At 67.1% G+C, this 23207-nt stretch carries 23 protein-coding genes; 13 read left to right on the top strand and 10 right to left on the bottom strand.

Annotated features, from left to right (window positions below; translation table 11 throughout):
- Positions 1-114: 114 nt before the first annotated feature.
- Positions 115-801, bottom strand: a complete 687-nt coding sequence (locus NA4_RS02120) for a class I SAM-dependent methyltransferase (protein WP_067462985.1) — start codon at positions 799-801, stop codon at positions 115-117.
- Positions 802-899: 98 nt separating this feature from the next.
- On the opposite strand from NA4_RS02120, the gene NA4_RS02125 reads away from it, so the two are divergent.
- The 3 genes from NA4_RS02125 (at position 900) to NA4_RS02130 (ending at position 3494) form a co-directional block, all read left to right on the top strand.
- Positions 900-1520: a TetR/AcrR family transcriptional regulator gene (locus NA4_RS02125; RefSeq protein ID WP_245671038.1), complete on the top strand. Its 621-nt coding sequence runs from the start codon at positions 900-902 to the stop codon at positions 1518-1520.
- A gap of 828 nt (positions 1521-2348) precedes the next feature.
- A complete protein-coding gene (locus tag NA4_RS40015) occupies positions 2349-2576 on the top strand; it encodes a hypothetical protein (protein WP_157128748.1) in 228 nt (75 codons plus the stop codon).
- 303 nt (positions 2577-2879) lie between these two features.
- On the top strand, positions 2880-3494 hold the full coding sequence (locus tag NA4_RS02130; protein WP_067462987.1) for a hypothetical protein: 615 nt from the start codon (positions 2880-2882) through the stop codon (positions 3492-3494).
- Positions 3495-3601: 107 nt separating this feature from the next.
- Here the strand turns inward: NA4_RS02130 and NA4_RS02135 are convergent, their stop codons facing one another.
- Both NA4_RS02135 and NA4_RS02140 read right to left on the bottom strand, forming a co-directional pair.
- A complete protein-coding gene (locus tag NA4_RS02135) occupies positions 3602-3934 on the bottom strand; it encodes a DUF397 domain-containing protein (protein ID WP_067462989.1) in 333 nt (110 codons plus the stop codon).
- Between the two features lie 5 nt (positions 3935-3939).
- Positions 3940-4755, bottom strand: a complete 816-nt coding sequence (locus tag NA4_RS02140) for a DUF5753 domain-containing protein (protein WP_245671039.1) — start codon at positions 4753-4755, stop codon at positions 3940-3942.
- Positions 4756-4953: 198 nt separating this feature from the next.
- Between NA4_RS02140 and NA4_RS02145 the strand changes: the two genes are divergently transcribed.
- The 3 genes from NA4_RS02145 (at position 4954) to NA4_RS02155 (ending at position 6427) form a co-directional block, all read left to right on the top strand.
- Positions 4954-5244: a hypothetical protein gene (locus NA4_RS02145; protein WP_067462993.1), complete on the top strand. Its 291-nt coding sequence runs from the start codon at positions 4954-4956 to the stop codon at positions 5242-5244.
- 270 nt (positions 5245-5514) lie between these two features.
- Positions 5515-6012: a hypothetical protein gene (locus NA4_RS02150; RefSeq protein WP_067462997.1), complete on the top strand. Its 498-nt coding sequence runs from the start codon at positions 5515-5517 to the stop codon at positions 6010-6012.
- Positions 6013-6208: 196 nt separating this feature from the next.
- Entirely contained in the window at positions 6209-6427 is a 219-nt protein-coding gene (locus NA4_RS02155) for a hypothetical protein (RefSeq protein WP_067463000.1), read from the top strand.
- Positions 6428-6440: 13 nt separating this feature from the next.
- Here NA4_RS02155 and NA4_RS02160 read toward each other — a convergent pair whose 3' ends face one another.
- On the bottom strand, positions 6441-7022 hold the full coding sequence (locus tag NA4_RS02160; RefSeq protein WP_067463003.1) for an RBBP9/YdeN family alpha/beta hydrolase: 582 nt from the start codon (positions 7020-7022) through the stop codon (positions 6441-6443).
- Positions 7023-7083: 61 nt separating this feature from the next.
- On the opposite strand from NA4_RS02160, the gene NA4_RS02165 reads away from it, so the two are divergent.
- Positions 7084-7443: a MerR family transcriptional regulator gene (locus tag NA4_RS02165; protein WP_067463006.1), complete on the top strand. Its 360-nt coding sequence runs from the start codon at positions 7084-7086 to the stop codon at positions 7441-7443.
- Positions 7444-7453: 10 nt separating this feature from the next.
- Here the strand turns inward: NA4_RS02165 and NA4_RS02170 are convergent, their stop codons facing one another.
- Together NA4_RS02170 and fadD5 are read right to left on the bottom strand one after the other, a co-directional pair.
- Positions 7454-8068 (bottom strand): cysteine hydrolase family protein, encoded by a 615-nt coding sequence (locus NA4_RS02170; protein WP_067463009.1) that lies wholly within the window; start codon positions 8066-8068, stop codon positions 7454-7456.
- A 66-nt stretch (positions 8069-8134) separates the two neighbouring features.
- The gene (fadD5, locus tag NA4_RS02175; protein ID WP_067463012.1) at positions 8135-9706 is read right to left on the bottom strand and encodes a fatty-acid--CoA ligase FadD5; all 1572 of its coding nucleotides are present in this window, start codon (positions 9704-9706) and stop codon (positions 8135-8137) included.
- 318 nt (positions 9707-10024) lie between these two features.
- Between fadD5 and NA4_RS02180 the strand changes: the two genes are divergently transcribed.
- Positions 10025-10999, top strand: a complete 975-nt coding sequence (locus NA4_RS02180) for an NAD(P)H-dependent flavin oxidoreductase (protein ID WP_174552898.1) — start codon at positions 10025-10027, stop codon at positions 10997-10999.
- A gap of 5 nt (positions 11000-11004) precedes the next feature.
- Here the strand turns inward: NA4_RS02180 and NA4_RS02185 are convergent, their stop codons facing one another.
- On the bottom strand, positions 11005-11979 hold the full coding sequence (locus NA4_RS02185) for an MBL fold metallo-hydrolase (RefSeq protein WP_157128749.1): 975 nt from the start codon (positions 11977-11979) through the stop codon (positions 11005-11007).
- Positions 11980-12181: 202 nt separating this feature from the next.
- Between NA4_RS02185 and NA4_RS02190 the strand changes: the two genes are divergently transcribed.
- From NA4_RS02190 to NA4_RS38590, 4 genes are all read left to right on the top strand, one after another.
- Positions 12182-12478: an acyl carrier protein gene (locus NA4_RS02190; protein ID WP_067463178.1), complete on the top strand. Its 297-nt coding sequence runs from the start codon at positions 12182-12184 to the stop codon at positions 12476-12478.
- Positions 12475-17799 (top strand): type I polyketide synthase, encoded by a 5325-nt coding sequence (locus tag NA4_RS02195; RefSeq protein ID WP_067463015.1) that lies wholly within the window; start codon positions 12475-12477, stop codon positions 17797-17799. The genes NA4_RS02190 and NA4_RS02195 overlap by 4 nt, the downstream gene beginning before the upstream one ends.
- Positions 17796-17948, top strand: coding sequence for a hypothetical protein (locus NA4_RS40020; RefSeq protein ID WP_157128750.1), 153 nt, complete (start codon positions 17796-17798; stop codon positions 17946-17948). The genes NA4_RS02195 and NA4_RS40020 overlap by 4 nt, the downstream gene beginning before the upstream one ends.
- Positions 17949-18092: 144 nt before the next feature.
- Positions 18093-20027 (top strand): fatty acyl-AMP ligase, encoded by a 1935-nt coding sequence (locus NA4_RS38590; RefSeq protein WP_169810965.1) that lies wholly within the window; start codon positions 18093-18095, stop codon positions 20025-20027.
- A gap of 98 nt (positions 20028-20125) precedes the next feature.
- Here the strand turns inward: NA4_RS38590 and NA4_RS02205 are convergent, their stop codons facing one another.
- The 3 genes from NA4_RS02205 to NA4_RS02215 all read right to left on the bottom strand — a co-directional run bounded on the left by NA4_RS02205 (position 20126) and on the right by NA4_RS02215 (position 21810).
- Positions 20126-20530 (bottom strand): RNA-binding S4 domain-containing protein, encoded by a 405-nt coding sequence (locus NA4_RS02205; RefSeq protein ID WP_245671040.1) that lies wholly within the window; start codon positions 20528-20530, stop codon positions 20126-20128.
- A 3-nt stretch (positions 20531-20533) separates the two neighbouring features.
- Positions 20534-21127, bottom strand: a complete 594-nt coding sequence (locus NA4_RS02210; protein WP_084496728.1) for a C40 family peptidase — start codon at positions 21125-21127, stop codon at positions 20534-20536.
- Between the two features lie 425 nt (positions 21128-21552).
- Positions 21553-21810: a hypothetical protein gene (locus NA4_RS02215; protein ID WP_067463019.1), complete on the bottom strand. Its 258-nt coding sequence runs from the start codon at positions 21808-21810 to the stop codon at positions 21553-21555.
- A gap of 133 nt (positions 21811-21943) precedes the next feature.
- Between NA4_RS02215 and NA4_RS02220 the strand changes: the two genes are divergently transcribed.
- Positions 21944-23125: an ATP-binding protein gene (locus tag NA4_RS02220; protein WP_067463022.1), complete on the top strand. Its 1182-nt coding sequence runs from the start codon at positions 21944-21946 to the stop codon at positions 23123-23125.
- The last annotated feature ends 82 nt before the right edge of the window (positions 23126-23207 follow it).

The raw sequence follows: 23207 nt of genomic DNA on the forward strand, positions 1-23207 counted from the left end.
CCGGCCCATTGCCCGGCTGTGGACGGACTGCAACAGGCAGCGCCCTCTCTGCGGCTCCGCTACCTCCGCTCGGCCCAGCGCGGACCCACGACAGAGCCTGACCGGCAGCGTCCCTCATCGCTTGGTGGCCAGCAGCACGCCGGTCGCGGGCCGCACCGCGACGAACTTCACGTCCTCGAATCCGCTCGCGCACAACATGTCCCGGTACCGGCGGATATCGATGCCAGCCAAGGGATCGGCGTCGTCGTGCGTCGCATCGCGTGTGCGGTGTGCGGCGAACCGCGCCATGATGCGCACGGCCGCGGAAAGGACCGGGCCGGTCGGGTGGGTGTCGGCGAGCAGCAGCCTGCCGCCAGGTCGCAGCACCCGGAACATCTGCTCGACGGCGCCGCAGCGGTGCGCCGCGGGGATGTGGTGCATGGCGAAAGTCGAGGTCACCAGGTCAGCGGAGGCGTCGGGCAGGAGAAGCGATTGCGCGGCGCCGAGTTCGAACCGGCAGTTCGGCAGGGAGCGAGAGCGCGCGGTCGCATAGTCGATCATCCGCGGCGAGGGATCCACACCGATGACCTGACCGGCGGTGCGAGCCAGCACGCGAGCGAAATCACCTGGACCACAACCGATGTCGACGACATCGGCGCCGGGTGACGGGCGGGCCAGCTCGGCCAGACGCACGTTCAGGCGACCCGCGCGGCCGAGCAGGAACGCGGCCTTCAATGCCCGGTAGCGGCGCGGCTGGGTGAGCAGTACGCCGATGTCGTCGTCGTGGTGCGGGATGGCAGACTTGGGTTCGTTTCCGGTCATATGTTCAGGATCGGTGGACGTCGTCGTGCCGACCAGGGGCAATATGGCCGAAACCATCCGCAACCGGACACCTGCGGAAGATTTGTTCAGGAGGCATCGTGTCGGACGGCCAGGACATCACCGAAAGTGCGGATCGCCGGGTCCGGCGCACGAGGACCCTGCTGCACCGGGCGTTGATCGAGCTCATGCTCGAACGCGGCTACGACCGGATCACCGTCCGGGACATCTTGGACCGCGCCGACGTCGGGCGTTCGACGTTCTACGCGCACTACCGCGACAAGGACGATCTGCTCCTGCGTAGCAGCACCGATTACCTGCACGCCGCCGTGGCCGCGGCGGAGACGGACACCGACGCCGAAGAACCGCTCGCGCCGGTGCGCACCTTGTTCCGGCTGGCCGCCGACAACCCCGAGGTATATCGCGCCCTGCTCGGCCGTAAGAGCGGCACCGTACTGCTGCGGACGACCAGAGTGATGGTCGGGCAGATCCTCGCCGAGCGGCTGGGCGACCGGCTCGCGATGCCGGAGGAGGAATTCACCACCACCGTGACGTTCCTGTCCTGGGGTGTGGTCGGCATGCTCGGCGCCATCGCGGAACCTCATCCGCCGCTTTCGGCCGAGGAGGCGTACCAGCACCTGGTCCAGTTGGTCGGCCCCGGCTTGAGCAGCCGGGTCCGCGGCGATTCCGCAGCCATTCCCGACCCATCGCGGCAACCCTGAAGCAGCCCGTCTACCTGCGCCTTCGGCTGTTTTCTAGATCAGGGATTGCGATTGTGTGCTCGCACAACGCACGTCACCGCTGATCCCCACTCACCCAGGATGACGCGCCTCACCCGGAAAATGGTCGACGCCCTGGTCTCCATCGCGGGCGAGGCGACGACCTTTCCGCTGTCGCGGCGGTCGGTCCGATGTGAGCGCACATGTGAGGCGCGACATATGCCGATTACCGGAAGTGCTCCATGGGTATTACCGAGACGGCGTGTGGGGAGAACTGCTGACAGGTACCAACGAGTCGGTTCTGCTGCGAACCGTGAGGTGCGCATTCACACGAAATCCAATTGTGAATACGCCCTGTTACAGAATCTCGGCTGTGAGCCTTGTCTCGTCATGCGCCGAAAGGTTGCTGTGACAAACCGTTCGCCGTGCTCGCGTCCTGCGGATGAATACCGTCTCGCCGACGCGCCGTGTTGACCGGCACAGGGCTGGATGCGGCTGGTCACAGGGGAGTGAGGTAGCTGGACCCTGCACTTCCATGCAGGTGTAGTGCTATCCGGAAACAACTGCGGGAGTGCGAGCGCGGACGCGCATGCCCCGAGTTACCGGGCGATCGGCCTCGGTTGTGCAATACATACTTCCGAGTACCCGAAATGAAATCGCCGTTATGTTCAGGCTATTCGCCGTATGAACTTCGCCCACACGCACGCTGGATCGGCGTTAACGGCACGTGATAGGACTCTGCACGGAGGTGGATCACAGCCTCCGCCCAACTGGGTCCGGTCGACGACCGCACCCAGCGGGAGGGTTCGCAAGAGGGGAAATCACTTCTCAATGAAGAAGATTCGTACGTTCGGTGTGGCATGCGCAGTGGCGGCCGGGATCGTTGCGGCTGGCGCTGGTATGGCGGCGGCCGACCCGGGGACCGGCACCGGCAACGGCGGGACCACCCCCGTCGAGACGGGCTCGTCGAAGGTGGTGGTCGAACTCGCCAAGCTGCTCAGCACCGGTAGCGCGGCGCCCGGCACCGGCACCGGCACGGGGACTGGCACCGGCCAGTAATCGCCCCCATAATTGCCCCACCTCACGCGAGGTGGGGCAATTTCTGTTTTCCCGAGTGCCTCCAGGGCATCGGATTTCGCGTGCAGGGCGAGGCCGGAGTTTGACGAATCCTTTCCACGCAAGGCCCAATTCCTTGACGGAACCCATACAGCCGAACTCATAGGCTGAGGAGTCGTGCGCCCTACCCCGTGGCAGATCAGAGAAGCTCGACATGAGCAGTCCGACAAAGCAAGTGGGGCGCAGCGCCGTCGATGGAATCGCGCGCGGCTGCGGGCCGTACTCGCAGGAAGGCGGCCGCCGGCCGTGCCTGGCGGCAAACGGCTGCGGGCCGTGCTCGATGGAAACTGGGGTTACCTGCTCGCCGCGGTCGGCTGCATTGTCATATTTGTCCTGCTGTTCCAGCCATGGCTGACCACAGCTACCGGCGGCACCGACGGTACGATCCACGCGAACGGCTTCGGCCGACTCCACGTGACCACTTTCTGGGTAGATCTCTGGGCTCGATCATCAATTCCCAGTCCGAAGGCCAGCGGGGCGTGGGGAATCCTCACCAGCGTCGCGATCGGAGTCACTGTGTGCAGTGTGGCGGTCAATACTGTGGCCCGCACCAAGGCGCTCACGTATCTGGCGATCGTCGCCACGGCCTTCGTAGCAGTTTTCACCATCGCCACCGCGCTCTACCTCAATAGCAAAGGCGACGAACTGACGCGCGTGGTTTCGTACGGCACGGCCCGAGACCCGGGCACACAGGTCGGCTTACTGCTCCGATGGGCCAAGGGCCACGACAACTATCCGGCACCCGGGTTCCGCGAGATCTCCTACGTCACCGCCAGCCTCACCTGGTCCGCGATACTCGCCTGCGTGATCTCGATAGCATCGGCCATCGCCGCTGTCGCCCAATGGATCCACGGACGCTAGCGCATCCGCGAGTGGCACACCACGGAGAGGGTTACTCGACCGATGCCGCAGCCATGTGCCACTCGCGGGAGGTAACTCGGGGCCCAGACGACCCCCATCGCCTCAGGTCAGCGGTCGAACTGGCGGTCCGCGATGCCCTTCGTGAAAGCGTCCCACTCGTCGGCGTTGTAGACCAAGGCGATTCCTTTGACGGAGATCGTGGCTCCACCGTCGTGGTGGAGGGAGATGGTCACGCCTTCATCCAGGGTGCCGGAGTCCGCGCTCAGGGCGAGGTCCAGGAAGGTGGGCCAGATCGCGGGTGCAACGGAAACGATCGGCTGCTCGTTTGCGGGGCCGGTGTACTTGCTGTCGCGGATGAGCACGGCGTCGCTCCGATGGAAGATTTCGACGCACGCCCCTGCTTCGCCGCTGAACGTCGATTTGAACCACCGCGTGCTCACAGTAACTACCTTATCTGACTCGCAATCTGATCAATCAGACGAAGTGATTCATCTCGATCGAGTGCGATCTGTTCCACTCTGCTGTACAAGAAGTCGAGCGTTTCGATGCGCTTGGGATCATGCACAACCTCGAGGAAGATAGTGGACTCCAGCCAGCCCAACGTCGGCAGTCGAGAGCTCTCGAAGTCCAGTAGCTGGAAGGTCGATGCGTTCAGGCTCGCACCACTGAATGACTGAACGCGCAACTCAAGGGTGTCGGGGTACTGGTCGGCGAGCCGGAGAAGGTGCCGGAGTTGATCCCGCTGAACGTGCGGGCCGCCGATCTCCTGCATCAGCGCCGCTTGGCCGATGATCACCGACAGCTGAAGCGGGTCGGGTCCGTCGAGGCGGCGTTGCCGTTGCATGCGCGCCCGCACACGCTGTCCGATCTCGGTTGGTCGACCTGTTGAGAGGGGCGATGACAGCAGGGCGCGGATGTAGTCCTCGGTCTGTAGAAGTCCCGGAATCACGCCGCTCTCGATGCTGCGGATGCTTCGCGCACCGTCCTCCAACCCGAAGAACCGGGCGAGTTCGTCGTTGAACAGTGCCGAGTACTCGTTCCACCAACCGCGCCCCTTCGCGATCTTGCGGAGTGCGATCAGCTCCTCCTTCTCGTCCGGTTCGAACTCGAGCAGGTCGAGGAGGGTCTCCAGCTTGCTCTCCGTGAGGACACCGCGATAGTTGGCGACTTGCGACCAGTACGCGGAGCTGATGTCCAGGGCCTTCTGGATCGTTGTCGCCTTCACCCCGAGCGCCTTGCTCTGCTCTCGGATGCGGAGCATCAATTCCCACCCAGCGACGGTTGGAGACGTCCGTGCCATCTCGATCCTTCCCCTTCGATAAGGCCGCCATCACCGTACAGCAAAGAACTACGACCAACTCTTCCGCTTAGGTTGTCCACTTAATCTAAGTGACGTACTCTACCTAGCATCGAAGCGAGGCGCTCAATTGGGCGCTGGCTCAAGGGGATAGGGGAAGCGATGGCGGTCAAAGTGGTCCGCAACTCGCTGATGATCAGCGATCAGACCGAGCATCAAGCGAAATGCGTCGGCGGGAAATGCTGGGTCGTCTCGTACCTACCGGGGCGCACGCTGACCATCGACCAGGCGACGGCCGCGATGAAGGCCGCCGAAGTGGCCTCTGTGGTAAGCGATCTGGCCGGAAGGGTGGGGCTCACCGCGTTGGAGACGGTCGGGATGGCGCTTCAGCAACCACCATGGGACTGTCCGCAGACGCGACCGTGCAGACCTCGCCTATTCGGGCGGCGTTGAGGCGGAGCTCCCCATGGCGATCGCGCCGGAATGGCGCGCGGGGTGAATCACGTTGTCGCCAAACGGAAGTCCCCGACCGGGCGAGCCGGATGTGCATCTCCGCTTCGTCTACGTTGGGGCGACAGGCGACTTGGTCATCGACCGCTGTGCGTGCGAGACGGCGGCGCGTGGCTTTCTCGATGCCTGGGGGCGCAGCCACTCCCCAGGTCTGACGGTCTTCGTGGTGCACGACGGCCGAACCGACTTCCAACGATTGAATTGTGAGTTCCTATGGGCACAACCCGGTTCGCAATCCAGGCCGCCTGGCAGCGCCGCGATCTCTACGAGCGCGAGTTCGGACTCCGATCGACCGTCGACACCGACCTCGGGGCACTGTGGCTCGAAGCCGGACTCGAGACCGGAGTGCGGGTAGCCGGCATGCCCGCTGCGATCGCACGGGTCATGCGAAATAGTCTGTTGCAGTTGGACATGCGCGCACCGGTCATCTCCCACGCCGACACCGGCTGCGTTTGCGGACGATCGCGGCGCTGGCAGTTCCTGTCCGCCGCCGCGCCGGAAGACGTCCAACTGATCCGCGGAATCAGCAACGACCCGATCCTGGTGGTACACCGAGTGAGCGCCTACCTCGGCATGCGGGTGCGCCTTCCGGCCCCCGGCGACCCGCGCCACGTCTGGATCGACCCACCGGTCCTGGGGGAGATGCCGCACTTCGGAGACTTCATCGACGGCGTCCGGCACGTCCTCACGCAGATGACCGGGGCGCGGTGATGCTGACACACGCGATGTTCTGCGTCCAGGCCCTGGTCCTCGCGGCAATACACCTCCGCATCGGGCGGCTCAGCCGGACTGTGCAGCGTATGTATCACCCGGCGAATGCCTGCCCTTGCACCCCTCGCCTCCCTGGTGCGTACACCGCCAGACCGGCGGGCTGGGCCATTCTCAGCCCGGCAGAGGTGACCGAGCGATGAGCATCGCGGTCTTCACGTGCACGGCCGTCGCCATCCTCGTGCAGATGGGTTGCTATTTCGGGGCCACGCTGATGCTCGAACGTCGAGTAGACCGCGAGCTGGCACCGCCGCGTCGGCCGTTGCCGCCGGAGGTATTACGGCTGCTCACCGAAGCGGGTGTCGTCATCCCACTGCCGTCCGCAACGTTCGCCTTACGGATTTCCCATCCGAGCTGAATAGAGCCGCTGGCTAGCGGAACGAATGGCCGAGACCGACGGCTACCAGAACTTCACGTAGCGAAGTGACGCCGTCCGAAGCGAGGAAGTGACCGGCTCCGGGAACCACCTCTGCGGAAATTCCGAGGAGGTCGGCAAGACGATCGGTGTGACCGATGGGAACCAGCGGGTCCGAGTCGGACCGGATGACCGTGAGTCGACCGATGTGGTTGCTGAACCCCGCCACATCGCAGCCGTCTCCGATGTACGCATTCAATTCCGGGAGCGCGGGGAGTCGCTCGACGAATCCGGACACCAGCACGAGAGTGCCGACGTGCCAGGACTGCGGAAGTGAGCGCAGATAGCGCAGCACGGTCAGGCAGCCCAGGCTGTGCGCGACGATAATCGAGTTCTCGTCAACGGCGCCCAACTCGGCGCGGACGGCCTCCGCCCACTGCGCGTGGTCCGGCTCGTGCGGGTTCGGAAGAGCCGGAACCGTGGTCGGGATGCCGACCGCGTCGAGTTGCCCGGCCAGCCAACCGAACCAGTGATCCTCAGGGGATGCGTGGTAACCGTGGATGATCGAGGCACGCCGTTGGGTTGTTCCAGTTGTCATACGGCAGGAGGGTATGGGTTCACGTCAGCGTGAATGTCAAGCCGATGAGGAGGAACCAAGGGTGCTGATCAGCGAACTCGCCATGTCGACCGGCGCAAGCGCGCGAGCGCTACGCCACTACGAGGATCAAGGACTATTGGTCCCGGCTCGTAACAGCAGCGGATACCGGGAGTACTCCGAATCCGATGTCACCCGCGTTGCCCAGATCAGAATGATGGTCTCCGCTGGTTTGGGAACCGCGACCATCCGAAAATACCTCGATTGCGTCCGCACCGGCGATCATGGCATTTTCCTCGAAATGTGCCCAGAGCTGCGAGCGGAACTGGACGACTTGGCCAGACGCATCGAAGCCCGGCAAGCCGAACTCAGCCAGACACGGCAACGATTGAACAGGCTCGCATCCATGTCGACACCATCATGAACCGCGACAACTAGATCGGGCCGTCACCGCGGACGAGTTCCAGCGCCTGCGCGGCGGTCAGGCACCCAGCAGTAACGAGTTCGAGGTTGGTCAGCGCGAAATCGTGCGCTTCCGGGCTCGCAGCAGCAACGCAGTCGGACACCGGGTGCACGGTGAACCCGAGGTCGGTGCCGTGCCGCGCGGTCTGCTCGACGGTCAGGTCGGTCGCGACGCCGGTGATGAAGAGCGTCCCGATGCCTTGATCCGCCAACCACTCCGGAAGCTTGCTGCCCGCGAGCCCGGACAGCTTCTGGTTGTCGAACACGTCTGTCGGCTGCGCCTCCATCTCCGGAATGATCGCGCTACCGGGCGAATCGGGGCGGAATTCGGTTTGCGCCGCGCCGACCGAGCGCATGAAGCCGGTGTTGCGCACGAGCTCGCCCTCGCCGACCGGGATGGTGAACCGGGTGAAGACAACCGGCACATCCAGCGCGAGCGCCGCCGCGTGGAAGTCCGTCGCACGAGGCACCACACCGCTGGCCGCGACCGGCGCGGCTAACATCGGCCCGAAAAAGCCTTCCGGCCGAATGACATTCACTTGCCAGTGCAGCGCCAGTACGGCGGCGCGGATGCGTCGGATCGCCATGGGACGACCTTACGCATTCAACGCCCATCGCTGCGTCGATTCACGTGAAACGTGCGCTCCTGGCATTCAGGACGAATAGTCCTTGCGCAACTGCACTTTCACGACCTTGCCACTGGCGTTGCGCGGCAGCTCGGGCATCAGCACCAGATCTTTGGGGTGCTTGTAGCGGGCCAGATTCTCGTTGAGGAACGGCTCGAGCTCAGCCAGCGTCAGCTCGTCGTCCGGGTTGTGCAGCGCGACCGCCGCGACCGGGACCTCACCCCACCTCTCGTGTGCGCGGCCAACCACGGCCGCCTCCCGAATCTTCGGGTGCGCGAACAGGACGTTCTCCACCTCGGCGCAGTAGATGTTCTCGCCGCCGGAGATGATCATGTCCTTCTTGCGGTCCACCACATAGATGAAGCCCTCCTCGTCCTGGCGGACCAGATCGCCGGAGTGGAACCAGCCGCCCGCGAACGCCTCCGCAGTGGCCTCCGGCTTGTTCCAGTAGCCCTGCATGAGGGTGGGTCCGCGGTAGACGATTTCACCCACCTCGCCAGGAGCGACGTCGTTCATCTCGTCATCGACGATGCGTGCCTGAATGGTCGGGATGGGCTTGCCCACCGAGCCGATCTTGCGGATCGCGTCCTTGCCCTCCAGGACGCAGGTGATCGGCGACATCTCTGTCTGTCCGAACACCGCGACATTGAACGCGTTCGGGAAGCACTCGGCCATCGCGCGCAGCACGGTGTCCGACGCGGGCGCGGCGCCCCAGCTCAGCACCTCGAGCGCGAGTTTGCGTTCCTTCACGGTCGGGTGATCGCAGACCAGCTGCCACTGCGCGGGCACGCAGAAGGCGGAGGTGGCCTGCTCGCGCTCCAGCGCGTCGAGGAATTCCCCGGCGTCGAACGCCCCGAGCGGGTGCAGCACCGTCTTGGCGCCGAGCTGGAAAGCCGGTGCGAGACTGCCGAGTCCGGCGATGTGGAACAGCGGCGAGGTGCACAGTCCGATCGAATCCGGTTCCAGCGCCAGCGCCCGGATGCAGGTCAGCGCTTGGGCGTTCATGTTCGCGTGGGTCAGCACCGCGCCCTTCGGGTTGCCCGTGGTGCCCGAGGTGTACATGATCAAGCTGGGGGTGTCTTCGGGGATGTCCAGCGGGATATGCGGTTCGCCGTCTTCGGCGAGCAAGTCGTCGAAGCCGACCACGCCCTCGCCGGACGCGCCGCCGATCACCACGCAGGTCTCCAGGGCGGGAGCCTGCGCGCGTACCGCAGTGGCCAGTGGTTGCAGCACGGTATCGCTGACGATCGCTTTGGCGCCGCTATCGCTGACGATGTAGGCGACTTCGGGCGGTGTGAGCCGGAAGTTGACCGGGACCGCGATCGCCCCGAGCGCGTTGATGCCGAAGACGGCTTCGAGGTATTCGGGGTAGTTCAGCGCGAGGATCAGCACCCGATCGCCGAATCCGACTCCCCGGCGCGCCAGCCCGTCGGCGAATTTCATTGATCGCTCGTGCAATTGGCGCCACGTGGTGTCCACGCCATGGAACCGCACCGCGACCGCGTCCGGGCGCATCTGCGCATGCACGGCGATCTGGTTGTTCCAGTGGTTGCGCCGCGACCTGAACGGCTCGGCGAGCGCTGCTGCCCCGGTGGTCATGCCACGAACTCCTCTCCGACCGCCGGATGTCCGGCGGCGACGGGCTGAATCCGGAGCAGAATAGCAACTAACTTAATTGTCCGACAAGGCATCCGTGGATGAATCGTTGTCAAGCGGTCGGAATTTGTATCCAGATGCCAAATACGCACATCTACCTGGTTGTTCAGGCACAATCCTGTCGCATCCAAGCACGGCATCGGTCAGAGCCAATCGTGCGAACCTCGGCTCACTTATGAGTTGAACACGAGGCGATCCTCATGTCACCATCGACACCAACGGGCGGACCGGCACGCCCGCCCGAGATAGAGGAGAAGCGCAATGCTGCGGACCAGGTTCACCGAGAAATTCGGGGTGGAGCATCCGATCGTGCAGGGCGGCATGATGTGGGTCGGGCGCGCCGAACTCGTCGCGGCCGTGGCCAACGCGGGCGGGCTCGGCTTCATCACCGCCCTGACCCAGCCGACCCCCGACGACCTGCGCCGCGAAATCGCCCGCACCAGGGAGCTCACCGACCAACCCTTCGGCGTGAACGTCACCATCCTGCCGTCGATCAATCCGCCGCCGTACGCGGAATACGTTCAGGCGATCATCGACAGCGGCGTGAAAATCGTCGAAACGGCGGGCAGCAATCCGGAACCGTTCCTGCCCTATTACAAGGACGCGGGCATCAAGGTGCTGCACAAGTGCACCAGCGTCCGGCATGCGCTGAAGGCGGAGCGGATCGGCGTGGACGGGGTGAGCATCGACGGCTTCGAATGCGCGGGCCATCCCGGTGAGGACGACGTCCCCGGTTTGGTGCTCATCCCCGCCGCGGCCCGTGAACTGAGCATTCCGATGATCGCCTCCGGCGGCATCGCCGACGCCCGCGGCCTGGTCGCGGCGCTCGCTCTCGGCGCGGACGGCGTCAATATGGGCACCCGATTCCTGTGCACGCAGGAGTCCTCGATCGATCAGAAGGTCAAGGAGCGGATCGTCGCCAACTCCGAGCGCGACACCCAGCTCATCTTCCGCACCATGCGCAATACCGCGCGCGTCGCGGACAACGAGATCAGTCGCAAGGTCGTCGAAATCGAGAAAGCGGGCGGCACTTTCGACGACGTGCGCGATCTGGTCGCGGGCGCACGCGGTCGGCGGGTGTTCGAGGAAGGCGACCTGGACGCGGGAATCTGGTCGGTCGGCTTGTGCCAGGGCCTGATCCACGACATCCCGACCTGCGCCGAACTGATCGGCCGAATGGTCACCGAGGCCGAGAAGCTGATCACCGCACGACTCGCCGAAACCGTGGTCGGCTGACCGGGTTACTTGCTCGCGCGGGCGGTGACGGCCTCGTAGTCGTGGCTGGCGATGAGTTCGATGTCGTCGGGCAGCGCGTGTAGGCGGTGGATGGTGGTGAAGGCGGCGTCGCGGTCGGAGTCGAAGAGTTTGCCCGGCATCGGCGCCTTTTCGCGGAGCAGGTCGACCTGCAGCTTGCTCCAGACGGCGTCGCCCGCGAACAGCACCCGGCTGCCGTCATCCACCGCCAGCAGCACGCCGATGCTGCCCGGCGTGTGGCCCGCGAGATCGACCAGCAGTACCGAACCGTCGCCGAACAGGTCTTTGCTGCGTGGGAAGGTGAGCACCGGTGGTCCGTCCAGCTCGAATCGGTCGAATGTACGTCCGCGCAGTGGCCCGCGCGCCACACCGGCCGGGGCGTGCGGACCGCCCATGGCCCAGTCGTATTCGGCCGCGGGCAACCGGACCTCGACCGCGGGAGGCAATTCCAGCAGGCCGGAGACGTGGTCCCAGTGCAGGTGGGTGGGCAGCACGAAATCGATCTCGGAACCGGCGATGTCGTGCGCGGCGAGCGCGTCGGACAGACCGAGCACCGGTTTGTCCGGCGCGACGAGCAGCGGGACCGGGAACGGCAACTCGGGCAGCACCCGGTCGTGCACGCCCGCGCACAGGGCGGGATCGACCAGGAACCGCGCCTTCGGATGCTCGACCAGGAACGCCGCCATCGACAGCGTCATCTCCCGCAGGCTGCGCACGCCCTCGGCCACGATGGTGGTCGGCGCCGACATGGTGGCTTGGTTCAGCACGGTGAGTCGCACCGCGGCGCTCGCGGTGGGCAGCGGACGCACCTCGAGATTCGCCAGCAGTGCGGTGTCGGGGCGGCGCGGGCGCAGTAGGCGGCCCGGCGTCGCCGCCAGCGCGGCACAGCAGCGCAGCAGAGTGGGCACGATCGGCGTGCGCTCGGCGCGGGTGGCGGCACCGCTGTCCGGTTCGGTCACCATGCCACCGTAAGGGATCGCCGTGGTTCGCGAAAGGCAGGGCATGCAGCGGAAACGCGGCTGCCTCGCCATCGCTCGGCCCGGCGCGGGCTTCGGACGGCTGCGCCTTCGATGCGACCTTGCTCCGGCCGATTTCTGCGGCATAATCGCGTGGGTACCGTTCTCTGTGGGTAGCAGTAGCCGGGAGACGGGGAGGGAGGACGCGATGCCGCCCAGTCTTCCGGACGGGCACAGTGGTGTGCAGGGGAACGACGGTTCGCTCGGCTACGGCCGGCGCACCGCGTTGACTTGCGCCGCCGTCACGGCCGTTGCGGACCTACTAGGGATCGACGCCGCCACGGTGTCGACCAGTTCGCCCTTTACCGATCTCGGCCTCAGTTCCACCCAGCTTGCGAGGCTGACCGCCCATCTCGAAGACGCTATGGGAGTCGAGGTTCCGCTGACCGCGATCTACGACCATCCAGACATCGAGCAGCTTGTCGAGTATCTCGCGATGCGATGAGCACCGCGCCTACGGACTCGATCGGCTCGCATACACCCGTCGCCATCATCGGCATCGGCTGCCGCCTGCCCGGAGCGGCGAGCGCTGCCGAATTCTGGCGGCTGTTACTCGACGGCCGGGATGCCACGTCCACACCGCCCGCCGGCCGCTTGGGCGCCCGGCGCGGCGGCTACCTCGACGATGTCGAGTCGTTCGACAACGACTGGTTCGCCATCTCCGAGCGGGAAGCCGCCGTCATGGACCCGCAGCAGCGGCTCGCGCTGGAGGTCGCGGTGGAGGCGCTCGACGACGCCGGAATCGGTTATCGCGCACGCGGATCCGACGCAGCAGTGGTATTCGGCGCGTCCGGGTACGACCACGGCATAGCAGTGCTCGGCCGGGAAGGTCACGACGCCCAGTACGCGGTGACCGGGTCGGCGCTCAGCATCATCGCCAACCGGTTGTCGTACGTGCTCGATCTGCACGGGCCGAGCCTGGTGCTCGACAGCGCGTGCTCGTCCTCACTCGCCGCGGTGGATCTCGCGGTCCGGTTGCTCGCCGACGGCACCGTCCCGTTCGCCATCGTCGGCGGCGTCAATCTGGTGCTATTGGAGCACACGTCGAACTACCTGGCCGAGAGCGGTTTCCTGTCGCCAGGCGGGCGCACGGCACCGTTCGACGCCGCCGCCGACGGCTATGCCCGCGGCGACGGCTGCGCGGTGGTCGTCCTGCAACGGACCGCCGACGCGCTGCGCGAGGGCAATCGGGTGTACGCGGAAATCATCGGGACAGCCGTCGGATCGGACGGACGCTCCAACGGCCTCTACGCACCGAACGGCCGCGCGCAGCAGGAGACACTGCGCACCGCGTGGTCGCGTGCCGGTAGTACGCCGCGCGGTGCTGGCTACATCGAATGTCACGGCACCGGAACGCCTTTGGGCGACGCCGTGGAGATCGGCGCGCTGGCCGCCGCGCTCGGCGAGGGCACCCAGCGCTCGAGCGAACGGTCGCACGTCGACACCCCGCAACCGAACCAACAGTCACGCACCGACACCCCGCAACCGAACCAACAGTCACGCACCGACACTCCGCGATCGAGCGACCGGTCGCGCACCGAGACTCAGCGACCGAACCAACAGTCACGCACCGACGCACCGCGACCGCTCGAGCAGTCGCGCACCGACACTCAGCGACCGAACCAACAGTCACGCATCGACGCACAGCGATCGAGCGACCGGTCGCGCATAGACGCGAACGATCCGATCTGGATCGGCTCGGTGAAGTCCAATATCGGACATCTGGAGGCGGCGGCCGGAGTCACCGGGCTGGTGAAGGCCGCCCTGTCCATCCATCACGGCGTGATCGCGCCGACGATCAACCTCCGCGCCGAACACCCGTTGCTGCACCTGGCCGAGCGTGGTCTGCGTGTGCCGACCGAGCCGGTGGACTGGAGTCACGTACCCGCACCGGAGCGCATGGCGGGCGTCAGCTCGTTCGGATTCGGTGGCACGAATGCGCACATCGCGGTGCGCGGTGTCGCCGCGCCACGGCAGGACCGGAGCGATCACTTCCCGGTAGTGCTGCCGCTGACTGCCCGCGACGACGTGGAGCTGCGCGAGCACGCGCTGCGGCTGGCCGACGAGCTGGATCGCGCCTGCCCGCCGCTGGGCGAGTTCGCCGCGGACACAACTCGATCGCTTCCCGAAACCACGCGAGCCGCGGTCCTGGCGCACGACCACCGGGACGCGGTACACCGGCTGCGTGCCTTCGGCCGCGGCGACGTCGGCACAGTGCTCGGCCCTATGCGGAACCGCCGCCCTGGCGGCCTGCTCTTGTTGTTCTCCGGTCAAGGTGGCCAGCATCCGAAGATGGGTCGTGCGCTGGCGGCGCGATATCCGGTCTTCGCCACCGCGCTCGCCGAAGCGACCGACGCGATCGTGGCGGCGGGTGGACCGCGAATCTGGACGCCGCGGCACGGTTTCGCTTTCGCTGCCACGGATGGCGCGCACGCTACCGAACTGGTCCAGCCCGCGCTGTTCGCGTTCCAAGTGGCAGTGGTGAAACTCTTGGCGGCGTTCGGCATTCGGCCCGATGCGGTGGCCGGGCATAGTCTCGGCGAGATCGCCGCCGCCACGGTCGGCGGCGCGCTGTCCCTGGCGGACGCGGCGCGCATTGTGGTGCTGCGCAGCGCGACCCTGGCCAATTTGGACGGCCACGGCGCGATGGCGGTGCTGGAGGCGGCCCCGGACGAAGCGACGAAACTGGTCGAGCCGATGCACCGGGAGGTGGGCATCGCCGCGGTCAACGGCCCCAGATCGGTAGTGGTGTCCGGCACGCCGCGCTATATCGACACGCTGGTGCGCCGAGCCACTCGCCGCAACATGTTCGCGCGTCGGCTCGCCGTCGACTTCGCCGCGCACGGCCCGCAGGTCGCCGCCGTGCTCCCGGCGTTCGTCGGGGCACTGAGCGAGATCACTCCGCTGGCGCCGCAGGTGCCGGTGTACTCGACGGCTCGGCGCGGCGCGAAGATCACCACAGCCGCCATGGACCGCGACTACTGGGCCGAGAATGCCGCGGGCACCGTGCAGTTGGCGGCGGCGATGGAACGCGCCGCCGAGGACGGCATCTCGACCGTGCTGGAGATCGGCCCGCATCCCGTACTCACCTCCGCCGTGCGGGAATACCCGGAGTTCCGTGAGGGCACGCATCCGGTGGCGCTGCGCGAGGACGAGGCAGACGGATTCCTCGCCGGTCTGGCCCGGCTGTACCTGGAGGGGCGGCCGGTCGACTGGTCGGCACTCGGCCCGTTCGGCGGCGCATTGCCCCGGCAGTGGCGCAAGCGGAGGTTCCCGCTCATGGTGTCGGGACCCGCGAACGGGCAGACCCCCGAATCCGCTTTTCGCACCGAGGATCTCACCGATCACGTGGTGCACGGCGACAGCACGGTGCCCGCCGTGTTCTGGCTGCGTAGGCTGCTGCACCTGGCCCGAACGACGGCCGGGACCAGCCGGCTCGCCGATTTCGTCGTGCACGAGAGAACCGATTCGAGAACGCTGCCCGAGGTCGTCTATCGCGGACCGGGAGCCGAGGAAAGCGTGCGGGCGGAGGTCACCGGCACCGAGACGCTGGCTTCGGCCCGGCCCGCCGGTGACCCCACACCCGCGGATATCGTCGCATGGATGCGGGTGGTCGACGCAAACCGGGCCGCCCGCCACCACATGCGGGTCATCGCCACCGGGACTTTCTACGAGGAACTGCGCCGCAGGCGACTGGAGTACGGACCGCGCTTCCGTGCGCTGCGCGGCATCGCGGCGGGCACCGGGCGGGCGCTCGGCCTGTTCGATGCCGCCGAATTGCACTGCACCGCAACGCTGGACGGGTGCCTGCAAGTGCTCGCCGCGGCACTGTTCGACGAGCTGCCCGCCGCGTCGATTCCGTTGCCGATCGGCATGGATTCCGCCTGGCTGTCGAACGAACCGAATCGCCATGTGCTCGAGGTGCACGCGTTGATCCGGGAGCGGACCGGCAACGGACTGGTGGGCGATGTCATCGCGACCGACCAGCACGGGGTGCCCTGTCTTGCCTTCTCCGGCGTGCACATTCGCTACGCCCAGCCCGGTGACGCGGACGAGCTCGGCGCACGGCGAACACCACGCGCCGAACAGGACGCGCCGTTCCGTCAAGAGGCGTGGATATCGTGCGATCCCCAGGCGCTGGGCCTCGGCGACGCGCCCACGGTCGGGCGGCGCGCGGTGGTGGTGGGCGCGTCCGAGCTCGCGGTCCGGCTCGCCAGGGCACTGGATGCCGGCTTGCCGACCGAACGAGTCGCGCGCGAACCGGACGATGCGGGTCCGCTCGTGACCGCCGTCCTCACCGGGCGCCGTGACGGCCGGACCGCCGTGGTGGTGGTCTGTCCCGCGGACGACAGCGCGAGCGATGCGCAGGCAGGCGTCGCATCGCTCGGGCGGGTTCTCGATCTGCTGCAACGGATCTCCACCGACAACTCCACCGCGTCCATGACCGTCGTGCTGCCGCGGCAGGATTCCGGCCCCGCACGGCACGACGCATCCGCCAACCGTTGCGCGGTCGAGCCCGCGGCGATCGCAGGCCTGGTGCGCTCGCTGCAGCTCGAGTCGGGCCGGACAGTGCGCCTGGTCTGGGCCGATGCCGACCCCAACAGCGTGCCGCTGCTCAGCCGTCTGGTGACCGCTGCCGACATTCCCGACGAGCTTCGCCTGTCCGCCGGTGAGGTCGCGGTCCGGCGTTTCATGCCGGCGCGAGAGCGGGCGCTGCCGATCGCGGGTATCGACACGAACGGAACCTATGTCGTCACCGGCGGGCTGGGGACGCTCGGCTCGGTCGCCGTCCGCTGGCTGCTCGACGCGGGAGCACGAGACGTGGTGGTGCTGACGCGCGCACCCCGCCCGGTGCCCGCGCTGCTCGACGGCTTGGAGGACCGCATTGTCGTGGTGCGCTGCGATGCGGCCGACCGGGACGATCTGGCGAACGCGCTCAGCGACATCCGGGCCTGGGGGGCGGCCATTCGCGGTGTCGTGCACGCCGCCGGTGCGCTGGAAGACGCCGCGTTCGACGCGGTCACGGCAAGTCAGCTGGCCAGGATGTGCGCCCCCAAAGCCACCGCGGCGAGCAATCTGATCGAGCTCACCGCGACCGACGCGACCGACTTCGTCCTGCTGTTCTCCTCGGCGACCGGCGCGCTCGGCGCACCCGGCCAAGCCGCCTACGCCGCGGCGAACGCGGCCATGGACGCCCTGGCTTCGCGCGACCCGGGCAGGCGCATTCTCAGCATCGGCTGGGGCCTGTGGTACTCCGGGCTCGCCGCTGCGGCCGGTGGGGCGAGCCACCTGCGACGCGCGGGCGTCGGGACATTCGATGTGCACCGAGGTAGCGCCGTGCTCTCCGGAGCCCTCCGCTACGAAGGCCCGTATCTGCTCGCGCTGGACTACACCCCGACCGCCGACACTTCACCGGTAGCCGGGCGACTGGCGAACCTTCTTGTGCCGGTTGTCGATTCAGCGCCCAGCCGAGACAGCGCACCGGGGCACCTGCGAACGCCGCCGGAACCCGCCGAGCCACTGACCACCACCATCCGCCGCGTGCTGGCGAGCACACTCGGCCTGCCCGCCGAGCACGTCGACCCTGCCGCCGACTTCAACGACCTCGGGCTCACTTCCCTGCTCGCCATCGAGATGCGCCGCAATCTGGAAGCCCGGCTGCGTGTTCGGATCGCGACCGCGGAGCTGTTCAAACACCCCACCATCACCGCACTCGGCGCCGCCCTGCTGGACCGGGTCGCTGCGAACAGCAGCGAGGCATCGTGACGGCGAGTGACCGCATACCAGGCAATACCCCCGCGGTCGAGGTAGCCCACTGGGCGGCCACCCAGCCGAATGAGCCCGCCTACACCGAACCGCGCTACCGCATGCAAGAACGTGTACCCGCCACGTCGAAAACCAGCGAGGCATCATGACCGCGAGCATCCACGTGCCAGGCAAACACTCGGGGTCGATGTAGCCCATGGGACAGCCATCCAACCAAACGAGCCCGCCTGCACCGAACCGCGCTACCGCATGCAAGAATGCGTGCCCGTCATGTTGAGAGCCAGCGAGGCATCGTGACCAGGATTGACCACGCGCCGGGCAATATTCTCGCAGCCCAGGTGGCCCACTGGGCGGCGACACGGCCGGACGAGCCCGCCTACACCGAACTGCGCTTCCGCCTGCAAGAACGCGTGCCCGTCACGGTGACCTACGCGGGCCTGCACGCCGCGGCAGGGGCGCTCGCCGCACGACTGCGGCGGGAGAGCGCGCCCGGCGACCGCGTCGCCATTCTGTGCGCCCACGGAATCGACTATGCGGTGGCCTTTCTTGCCTGTCTGTACAGCAATCGCATAGCGGTACCGCTGTTCCCCGCGGGTGGCACGCGCAACCGAGACCGCGTGCACGCGATCCTCGCCGACGCCCGCCCTACCATGACACTGCTCTCCGCCCACGACGAGATCACCGCCGTAACCCTCGGGCCGGCACTGGGGCGTGTACTCACCGTGCCGCCGGAACCGTCCGGGCCGATAGGGGATTCCCGCGAGCCAGCCGCGAATCCGCTCGTTTTGGCCACGCGCCCTGCTATGCACGCGGACGCGTTTCCAGCCATATCGGCAGCAGCTTCGGCCTCCCCGGGGCGGCCGCGTCGAGCCGGGCAACCGACAGACTCAGTCGCTGGATCAACACCACCGCTTGGCAGCATGCGCGCAGCCCCGCGGATTCCCGCTGCGGCGCAGACCCATGTGCCCGTGGTCGACCCCGTGTGCGGCGAGCTCGCATATCTGCAGTACACCTCCGGGTCGACCAAGTCCCCCGCCGGCGTTCGCGTCACGCATGAGAATCTCGCCGCGGCGCTGGCGCAGTTGCGGGACGCCGTGTTCACGGCCCGGGATCGGCCCATCGTGACCTGGCTACCGTTCTTTCACGACATGGGGCTGATCCTGGGTCTGGCGCTGCCGCTCTGGCTCGGCGTGCACGGCGTCACCCTGGCGCCGTCGGAGTTCGTGAAGCGGCCCATCCGGTGGCTGCGCGCGATCGCCGACTACCGCGCAGGCATCACGGGATGTCCCAATTTCGCCTTGACGCTCGCGGTGTCGGGCACGACGCCGCAGGAGCGGACCGGTCTCGACCTGTCCGGGCTGGACGTGTTGCTCAACGGTTCCGAACCGGTCCGCGCCGACGCGCTGAAGGAATTCACCAAGACCTTCGCCCCCTATGGCTTTCGCCACCACGCGCACACACCCGGCTTCGGCCTTGCCGAGGCCACGCTCACGGTCACCGTCTGCGATTCGCGCGAGGAACCGGTGTGGCACCACTTCGAACGGGCCGCGCTCGCCGAAGGTCGCGCGGTCGCGCTACCCGACAACGCGCGGCAGTCACAGCACGGCACGCCGCTCGTCGGCTGCGGCACACCTGCGGGACAGGCGGTATGTGTGGTCGATCCGGTCACCGGGTCGGCCCTGCCACCAGGGCGCGTCGGCGAGATCTGGGTAGCCGGAAACAACGTGTGCGACGGCTACTTCGGCAGGCCCGACGCTAGCGAGGAGACCTTCGGCGCCACGCTGCCCCACGACGACGTCCGCTGGCTGCGCACCGGCGACCTCGGCTTCCAGTATGAATGCCAGCTCTACATCGCCGGACGCCGCAAGGACGTCATCGTGGTCGACGGACGCAATCACTATCCCACCGACATCGAGACGACCGTGGAAGCATGCTCTCCGGATATCCGGCCGGGCCATGTGACGGCGTTCGGGCACGATGACGGCCGTCGGGAAGACCTGGTCGTGGTCGCCGAACTCGTCACCATCGGCGCGGCAGAACCCGCCGAACTCTCCGCACTGGCCCGTCGCATCCGCTCCGCGGTCGCGTCCACGCACGAGGTGATGCCCGCCGCGGTGATGCTCGTCGAACCGGGGCGGATTCCCAAGACCAGCAGCGGAAAGCTACGACGCGGAGAGTGCAGGGCTCGCTACGTAGCAGGCCACCTGCGCCCACTCGCGATGATCTGAGACCGGGACACCGGCCGCTGTCACACCGACATCACAAGCGAACTCGTCGCGGTGGACTCAGAGAATGCCTTCCGCGGAGATGTGGCCGGATGCTCCCGCTAGTGATCAGCCCGGCCCAGGAGACGGTCGGTCTCACGCCGCTCACGCTTGGTGGGACGCCCCGCACCGCGATCGCGACGGGGCATGCTCGCCACGACTTCCCGTGGCGGTGGCGGTGGACTGCGATCGATCAGACACTGCGCGGCGATCGGAGCGCCGACGCGCTTGGTGACGATTCGCTCCACGATGACAATGCGCTCGAGACCACCTGACCGGATGCGCACCTCGTCACCGGGGCGCACAGGCTGTGCGGGCTTGGCCGTCGAGCCGTTCACCCGCACGTGCCCGCCCCGGCATGCTTCCGCGGCAGCGGACCTGGTTTTGAACAGCCGAACGGCCCAGGTCCACGAATCGACGCGGGCCTGGGTCGCGCTGCTCTGGATGCCGGATTCGGCGCGGGCCACTCGTTAGACGATACGGCGTGCGGTAACCACCATGTCGGGGCGCAGCGGGGTGTAGGACACCGGCGTACCCGACTGGACCGCATTCAGAAGCTTGTTGTCGCCCGCGTAGATGCCGACGTGACCGCCGCCGTTGGTGACGACGATGTCGCCCGGCTGCAACTCGTGGTAGGCGACCGGCGCGCCGACGTGCGACTGCTCGAAGCTGGTGCGGGGGAGGTCGACGCCCGCCTGGCGGAACGCCCACTGGACGAGGCCGGAGCAGTCGAAGGCCCTGGGACCCGCGGCGCCCCAAGAGTAATTGGCGCCGACCTTGGTCCTGGCGGCGTCGAGGGCGATGTCACCCGGGGAGGTCGGCTGGGCGAACAGGCCCGGCATCATCGGCGCGAGACCAGGAAGCTGGGGAGCCACCTGCGCCTCGGGCGCGGGCGCAGGGGCGGCGGGAACGGCCGCGAGCGCCTGCTGGATCTGCTGATTGAGCTGCTGGACCGGCTGTTCCCATTCCTGCGGAACGTCGAAGTTACCGACGCCAGGAACGTTGATAGTCGCGGCCATGGCCGGAATCGCTGGCATGGCGCCGGTGGCGGCCACCGCACCCATGACAATCGCACCCTTGACGGAATTCGGAACCCGAGAATCCCGTTGCAAGCTGTGTTTACCCACCGAGCTACGTCTCCGATCTTGCTGCGCTCCCGCCGACCGAGTTCGGACCGGGAGAGCGGCCCGACCCAGAACGATCCTCCGAGTCCTCGGTACGACTGCCGAGACCGTGTGGCCCGACTGCCGTTTAGGCGGTAACTAGTGGCGCCGTTTCTCTTACGAAGCGACTGGTTCCACTAAGTCACGAGAAGATTACGGTGTTGGCGCGATGTTGTCCAGCGCACAGAGCTGCGTCTTTTCGATCACCGCGCGAACCCCTGGATAGCCGCGCGAAAAGCAGAGGGCTCGGATGGTCACAACCAGATCTCGACCGAACGCGCGAGATCACCGAATGGACATCCCAACCCGGATCCGCGGTGCCGCACTCAGGATCGGTCTCCGCGGATCACGCGCTCCAGTTCGTCGATCCGGCGCCGCGCGTCGGCCAGCTCCACCTCGAGCTTGCCGAGCGCCATCACCAGCGGACCGACCGCGAGGTCCGCGACCAACTGGGGATCGTCGTAACCGCGTTCGATCGCGACCAGGATGTTCGACCTGATGCGCTGGGCCACCGTGGCGCCCGCGGGAACATTCCACGACTCGACCACCTCGGCGGTGCCGGCCGGGGTTGGTTCGTCGGTCATGACCCTCCCTTCTCGCGTCAGCCCGGCGGGCCGACGGCGAGAGCAATAGTGCAATACGGACCGCTAAGGCTCTCTAGGACACGCCGTAGATGTGCCCAGATTATGTGGACCTGACGCGCTACGGTGTCGGGGCATGGACCCCGTGCGGAATCCGTATGCACCCGGAGCGGGACAGCGCCCACCCGAACTAGCCGGGCGCGACAAGCAACTCACCGCGTTCGACATCGTGCTCGAACGCGTCGCGCGTGGTCGCCCGGAACGCAGCGTCATGCTCACCGGCCTGCGCGGTGTCGGAAAGACGGTGCTGCTCAATCAGCTTCGCTCGGCCGCGATCTCACGCGGCTGGGGCACCGGCAAGATCGAGGCGCGACCGGATCAGGAACTGCGCCGGCCGCTGTCCTCGGCGCTGCACATGGCGGCGCGCGCGATCGCCATGTCGCACCGCAACCCGGAACGGGTGGACGACTTCCTCGGCATCCTCAAGGCTTTCGCCCTGCGGTCCACCGCGGACAAAGGCATGCGGGAGCGCTGGCAACCCGGCATCGATGTGCCCGCGGTGAGCGGGCGGGCCGATTCCGGCGACATCGAGATCGACCTGGTGGAGCTGCTGATCGAGGCGGCCGCGCTGGCCGGCGACATCGGCGTCGGCATCGCGATATTCATCGACGAGATGCAGGATCTCGGCCCCGCCGACATCTCCGCGATCTGCGGCGCCTGCCACGAATTGAGTCAGGACGCCGCGCCGCTGATCGTGGTCGGCGCGGGCCTGCCGCATTTGCCCGCGGTGCTGTCGGCCTCGAAGAGCTACTCCGAGCGACTGTTCAGTTATCACCGCATCGACCGGCTGGACCGGGAATCCGCGGACCAAGCGCTGATCGCGCCCGCGCAACGCGAGAACGTGAAGTTCACCGATGGTGCCCTGGATGCCCTATACCAAAAGGCCGATGGTTACCCCTATTTCGTGCAGGCTTACGGCAAAGCCGCCTGGGACCAGGCGCCGGAGAGCCCGATCACGGCCGAAGACGTCGAGGTCGCTTCTCCTGCCGCCGAGGAGGAGTTGGCGGTGGGGTTCTTCGGTTCTCGCTATGAGCGGGCAACGCCCGCTGAACGCGAGTACATGCGGGCCATGGCGGACTTGGCGGGCGATGACGGCCCGGTGGCGACCGCGGCGGTGGCCAACGAACTCGGCCGCAAGCCGGCCTCGCTGTCGCCCGCCCGCGACGGGCTGATCAAGAAGGGCCTCATCTACTCGGCCGAGCGCGGCACGATCGGCTTCACCGTGCCGCACTTCGGCCGCTATCTGCGCTCGGTCTGATCGCCGCCACCCGACAGCCAGTGAATACAGGGGTCGATTGCCCAGTATTCGCCCCTCTTACACGATCAATAGATTTTTGTAG

The sequence above is a fragment of the Nocardia amamiensis NBRC 102102 genome (assembly GCF_001612745.1).
Taxonomy (GTDB): domain Bacteria; phylum Actinomycetota; class Actinomycetes; order Mycobacteriales; family Mycobacteriaceae; genus Nocardia; species Nocardia amamiensis.

Coding starts and splice junctions, on each gene's coding strand:
- NA4_RS02120 (WP_067462985.1), bottom strand. CDS start 801: ATGACCGGAAACGAACCCAAGTCTGCCATCCCGCACCACGACGACGAC.
- NA4_RS40015 (WP_157128748.1), top strand. CDS start 2,349: ATGAAGAAGATTCGTACGTTCGGTGTGGCATGCGCAGTGGCGGCCGGG.
- NA4_RS02140 (WP_245671039.1), bottom strand. CDS start 4,755: ATGCTCCGCATCCGAGAGCAGAGCAAGGCGCTCGGGGTGAAGGCGACA.
- NA4_RS02145 (WP_067462993.1), top strand. CDS start 4,954: ATGGCGGTCAAAGTGGTCCGCAACTCGCTGATGATCAGCGATCAGACC.
- NA4_RS02150 (WP_067462997.1), top strand. CDS start 5,515: ATGGGCACAACCCGGTTCGCAATCCAGGCCGCCTGGCAGCGCCGCGAT.
- NA4_RS02155 (WP_067463000.1), top strand. CDS start 6,209: ATGAGCATCGCGGTCTTCACGTGCACGGCCGTCGCCATCCTCGTGCAG.
- NA4_RS02160 (WP_067463003.1), bottom strand. CDS start 7,022: ATGACAACTGGAACAACCCAACGGCGTGCCTCGATCATCCACGGTTAC.
- NA4_RS02170 (WP_067463009.1), bottom strand. CDS start 8,068: ATGGCGATCCGACGCATCCGCGCCGCCGTACTGGCGCTGCACTGGCAA.
- fadD5 (WP_067463012.1), bottom strand. CDS start 9,706: ATGACCACCGGGGCAGCAGCGCTCGCCGAGCCGTTCAGGTCGCGGCGC.
- NA4_RS02180 (WP_174552898.1), top strand. CDS start 10,025: ATGCTGCGGACCAGGTTCACCGAGAAATTCGGGGTGGAGCATCCGATC.
- NA4_RS02185 (WP_157128749.1), bottom strand. CDS start 11,979: ATGGTGACCGAACCGGACAGCGGTGCCGCCACCCGCGCCGAGCGCACG.
- NA4_RS02190 (WP_067463178.1), top strand. CDS start 12,182: ATGCCGCCCAGTCTTCCGGACGGGCACAGTGGTGTGCAGGGGAACGAC.
- NA4_RS02195 (WP_067463015.1), top strand. CDS start 12,475: ATGAGCACCGCGCCTACGGACTCGATCGGCTCGCATACACCCGTCGCC.
- NA4_RS02210 (WP_084496728.1), bottom strand. CDS start 21,127: ATGGGTGCGGTGGCCGCCACCGGCGCCATGCCAGCGATTCCGGCCATG.
- NA4_RS02215 (WP_067463019.1), bottom strand. CDS start 21,810: ATGACCGACGAACCAACCCCGGCCGGCACCGCCGAGGTGGTCGAGTCG.
- NA4_RS02220 (WP_067463022.1), top strand. CDS start 21,944: ATGGACCCCGTGCGGAATCCGTATGCACCCGGAGCGGGACAGCGCCCA.